General features: G+C 32.7%; 2 protein-coding genes. Both read left to right on the forward strand.

The annotated features are described in order from the left end of the window. On the forward strand, positions 1-4836 hold a 4836-nt coding region (locus O3636_RS10500), incomplete at its 5' end, for a ZmpA/ZmpB/ZmpC family metallo-endopeptidase (protein ID WP_371643077.1). 43 nt (positions 4837-4879) lie between these two features. After that, positions 4880-5905: LPXTG cell wall anchor domain-containing protein (locus O3636_RS10505; protein ID WP_371643079.1), on the forward strand; the 1026-nt coding region annotated here is incomplete at its 3' end.

Consider the following 5905-nt stretch of genomic DNA (forward strand, 5'->3'; position numbering starts at 1 on the left):
GTCACGGAAAAAGGTGAAGCCGAAGTTCATCCTGCATTACCAGAAGCTGTTGTTACTGAAAAAGGTGAGCCTGAAGTTCAACCAGCTTTACCAGAAGCAGTAGTAACCGACAAAGGCAAGCCTGCAATTCAGCCAGAGTTACCAGAAGCAGTAGTAAGTGATAAAGGTGAACCTGAACAGGTAGCCCCACTTCCAGAATATACTGGGAAAATCGAGCCGCTGAAATCAGAAAGTACAAAACCTTCTGAAGAAACTAACAATACAACAGAAACGAATAATGTTCAAAAAAATGCCAGTGCACTACTTAGAATGAATTTTGTTAAAGGTAATCAAGCGTTATCTGGAACTGGTTCAGCTACATTTATAGCACCTAATGTATTATTGACAGTAGCACACAATTTCATTAATAATTCTTCAGATAACAGCACGGGTGAATTTAGAGGAGAAAAGTCTAAAAATACATATGAATGGGTAACACCTGATGGACAAAAAGGTTCATTTACTTCAGAGGATATTCATTTTTATAATCAAAAAGATTATCCAAAAGGATTTATCTATGATTTAGCAGTGATTAAATTACCACAATCTTTAGAAAGAAAACATGTAAATCTAGTAGAAAATTACTCGAAAGTAAATATTCATGACAAACTAAATGTCTATGGATATCCAGGTGGGGAATATACGCACTTAAAAGATGCTACAGTTGAAATGGAACAAAAATATGCGAATAATACCTACGGTGTTCAATATCAAGGTGGAAAACCTGGTATGAGTGGTGGAGGAATATTTAATACTAACGGTGAAGTCATTGGTGTACACCAAAATGGTGCTAAGAACCGTTCAGGAGGATTAATATTATCTCCAACACAATTAGACTGGATTAGAAGTATTATAAATGGTAAAGAAATTACTCCGACATATGATGCACTAGAACGTCATAAAGATGAGAAAAAAGACGATGTTAAAGAAGAAGATGTTAATAAGAAATTAGAGCTTAGAAATATATCTTCTGTAGAACTATATTCAAAAGAAGGTGATAAGTATCGTCATGTAACTTCACTTGATTCTGTGCCAAATGACCCACAAAATTACTTCATGAAAGTAAAATCAGAGAACTTTAAAGATGTGATGCTGCCTGTTTCAAGTATTACTGATGATAATAAAGATAATAGAGATAATAGAGCTGTTTATAAAATAGTAGCAAGTGCAAATAATCTGATACAACATGAAAATAATAAAGTACTAGATAATTATACATACTATTTACCTAAAACTCAGCAAAGTGAAACTGGGGTATATACATCATTTAAAAATTTAGTTGACGAAATGAATAGAAATCCTTATGGAGAATTTCATTTAGGTGCAACTATGGATGCTCGTGAAGTTGAACTACCAGATGGCCAAGAAAGTTATGTGAAAAATGAATTCCATGGAAAATTAGTAGGAACAAATAATGAGAAATATTATGCTATTTATAATCTGAAAAAACCATTGTTTGGGGGATTAAATGGCGCTACAGTAGAAAATCTTTCATTAAAAGATGTCAATATTTCAGCAAAAGAAGATGCTGCAACAGTAGCTAAAGAAGCGAAAAATAGAACTGCAATTAGTAATGTTCATGCTGATGGAGCGATAGCTGGGGAACATGGAATAGGAGGATTAGTTTCACAAGTTAATAATTCTACTATTTCTAACAGTAGCTATACAGGTAGAATAACTAATACATATAAAACAGTTGCTAGTTATCAAATCGGAGGTTTAGTAGGTAAACTTTCTGGTTCGGGAGCATTAATAGACAAGTCGGTTGCATCTATCGATATGGCGACGAATGCAACGCAAGGAGATCAGTCTATTGGAGGAATAGCTGGTGCAGTAATTGATAATGCCGTAATAAGTAGTAGTTATGCTGAAGGGAAATTAAATAATGTTAAACCTTTTGCTTATGTAGGTGGTGTAGTAGGAGACCTTTGGGATCCAGTGGATGGTTTAGAAAAATCTGGAAAACTATTAAATGTACTAAGCGATGTTAATGTTACAAACGGTAATGCTATAGCTGGTAAACATTTTGATAATATGAAAGCAACTAATGTTTATAGTAATAAAAATAATAAGGTTGTAAATGTAGTACCAGAGGATGATGAAATCTTAACTAAGGATTCTACTGTTCAAAGAGGAGAAGTCTTAGAAGATGCTCAGATTAGAGAGAAAAAATCTGCTTTTGCATCTAAAAATATTATTAAAACAGAAGATTTTAACTTCTCTTCTAGATATGTAACTGACTATAGAAGTCTTGAGAATGCTGATTCATCAAAAGAAAAAGTATATAAAAATATAGAAAAACTATTACCGTTCTATAATAGAGAAACAATAGTTAAGTACGGAAATTTAGTAGAGTCAAGTAGTAATCTTTACAATAAGGAATTATTATCAGTAGTTCCTATGAAAGATAAAGAAGTAATTAGTGATATTAACCAATACAAATCAAGTATAAATAAACTACTACTATATTATACGGACAATACATCAGAGAAACTTAATGTAAATTATCAAAGTGATTTTTCAAATGTAGCAGAGTATAGAATAGGCGATACAAAATTAATTTACACACCGAATACATTACTTCACAATTATAATAATATTTTAGATAAAGTATTACCAACATTAAATAGTGTAGAATATAAATCAAAGGAAATTAGAAAAGTATTAGATGTTTCAAATGATGTTAGTTTAACAGAACTATATTTAGAAGAACAATTCAATACTACAAAAAATAACTTGAGAGATAGTTTAACGAAACTACTTACTGCAGATGCTGCAATAGCTGAAAATAACAATAAGATAATAGATAATTATGTAATCGAAAAAATTAAAAATAATAAGGAAGCTTTACTTCTAGGATTAACATATTTAGAACGTTGGTACAATTTCAAATATGGTAATACAAAAGCGAAAGATTTAGTTATGTACCACTTGGATTTCTTCGGTAAATCAAATAGTTCAGTGTTAGATAATGTTATCGAACTAGGTAAATCTGGATATAATAATTTACTAGCGAAAAATAATGTTATAACTTATAACGTTTTATTAGCGAAAAATTATAAAACTAATAATTTATTTGATGCTTTGGAAAAATATAGAAAAGCTTTTGTACCAGATAAAACAAATAATGAGTGGTTTAAAGAACAAACTAAAGCTTATATAGTAGAAGAAAAATCTACAATTAAAGAGGTAAGTGATAAGCAATCAATAGCTGGTAGTCCATATTCAATTGGAGTATATGATAGATTAACTAGCCCATCTTGGAAATACCCAAGTATGGTCTTGCCGCTATTAACATTACCTGAAAAATCGGTGTTTATGATTGCGAACATTTCGACAATAGGTTTCGGTGCTTATGATAGATATAGAAGTAAAGAACATCCAGCAGGAACAAATTTAAATAACTATGTTGAGACAAAAGCAAAAGAAGCGGCCGTTAGATTTAGAGATCACTATGATTATTGGTATAAAATACTAGATGATAAAAATAAAGAAAAATTATATAGAAGTGTTCTAGTCTATGATGCATTTAGATTTGGAAATGATGAAGATAATAGGTTACAAGAAGCTACTTTTGAAACTAATCATCCGGCAATAAAACATTTCTTCGGTCCAGCGGGAAATAATGTTGTCCATAATTCTAATGGAGCATACGCTACAGGGGATGCATTCTATTATATGGCGTATCGTATGCTTGATAAAGATGGTGCGGTAACTTATACACACGAAATGACGCATAACTCAGATAGAGAAATTTATCTAGGAGGATATGGAAGAAGAAATGGACTTGGACCAGAGTTTTATGCTAAAGGATTGTTACAAGCTCCTGATCATCCAAATGATCCTACTATTACGATTAACTCTATATTGAAATATGAAAAATCAGAAGATCTAACTAGACTTCAGGTGAAAGATCCTACAAAACGATTTAATAATGCAGAAGATTTACAAAAATATATGCATAATATGTTTGATGTAATTTATATGCTAGAATATCTAGAAGGTAATGCAGTTGTTAAATTAGATATTTCTAAGAAAAATGAGTTGTTGAGAAGAATAGAAAATAAATTTGAAACAGATCCAGACGGAAGTAGAGTTTATGCAACCAATGTTATTCGTTATTTAAATACTAGTGAACTTAACAAATTAACCTCATTTAATAGTTTAATTGAAAATGATGTTATTACAAGAAGAGGATACGAAAATGGAAATGACAATACTTTTAAACGAAATGGATATTATACAATTAAACTATTCTCACCAATATATTCTGCTCTAAGTAATGATAAAGGAACTCCGGGTGATTTAATGGGTCGTCGTATGGCGTTTGAATTGTTAGCTGCAAAAGGATTTAAAGATGGAATGGTACCATATATTTCTAATCAATATGCGGAAGAAGCAAAAGCCAATGGTGATGTTATTACATCATATGGTAAAGTAATCGGTAATGTAACTGATGAGTTAGTACTTCAAAAAGTGTTTAATAATGAATATAAATCATGGGTTGATTTCAAAAAAGCAATGTATGAAGAACGAAAAGCTAAATTTAATAAATTAATGAGCATTAGCTTCGATAACCCAAATGGAAGTTGGTTCAGAAAAGATAGAGTGACAATAAAAAATATAGAAGATCTTCAAAGAATGATAACTACTGCTGTCAATGAAGATGCTGAGGATTATCTTGTGAATATATATCCAGAAAGAAGTAGAGTTCATAAACTTAAACAGGCAATCTTTAAAGCCTATCTTGATCAAACCGATGATTTTAGAAATTCAATTTTTGAGAATAAAAAATAGTATTTGCTATTAGGAAATAAAAAGTAAAGGTAGAGGATTACAATTGTCATTATTAAAAAAAGATAGATTTTCCATTCGGAAAATAAAGGGTATTGTTGGTTCGATATTCTTGGGGAGTCTTTTATTTGCACCGTCAGTTGTTGGTGCATCGACTTATCATTACTTGGATTATAGTAATTTGACACAAACTGAACGTGATCAACTCAAACAAGGTAGACCTGACGAATCAAAAGAATCATATGCTTTGGTTTATGAGAAAGACGCACTACCAAATACTGGTCAATCACAATCTATTATGACTGTATTGGGTTTATTGACCATCGGTAGTCTTGTTGTAGTTATTACAAAAGATAAGAGAAATAAAAAAATAGCTACATTTTTGATTGTAGGGGCGACAGGTTTAGTTACACTATCAACTACTTCAGCACTTAATTTGAATGCTAACATCCATGAGTCTGGACGTGATGGTGTGTTGCAAATTTCTGGTTACAGATATGTTGGTTACTTGGAATTTGATGAGAGAACGGTTTCATCGGTTTCGCTAGTTGAACAATCCAAAGTTATGACAGACAAAGGCGAACCCGAAGTTACAACAGCTTTACCAGAAGCTGTTGTAACTGAAAAGGGCGAACCTGAGGTGCAACAAGCTTTACCAGAAGCTGTTGTAACTGAAAAGGGCAAACCTGAGGTTCAACCAGCCTTACCAGAAGCTGTAGTAACTGAAAAAGGCGAACCTGAGGTGCAACAAGCCCTACCCGAAGCTGTAGTCACTGAAAAGGGAGAACCTGAGGTTCAAGCAGCCTTATCAGAAGCAGTTGTAACTGAAAAAGGCGAACCCGAAGTTCAACCATCGTTATCAGAAGCAGTTGTAACTGAAAAGGGGGAACCTGAGGTGCAAACAGCTTTACCTGAAGCTGTAGTCACTGAAAAAGGCGAACCTGAAGTTCAGCCTGAATTGCCAGAGGCTGTAATAACAGACAAAGGCGAACCTGAGGTTCAGCCAGAATTACCAGCAGCTGTAGTCACTGAAAAGGGAGAACCTGAGGTTCAACCATCGTTATCAGAAGCT

This window comes from Streptococcus sp. 27098_8_76 (genome assembly GCF_041432315.1).
Taxonomy (GTDB): domain Bacteria; phylum Bacillota; class Bacilli; order Lactobacillales; family Streptococcaceae; genus Streptococcus.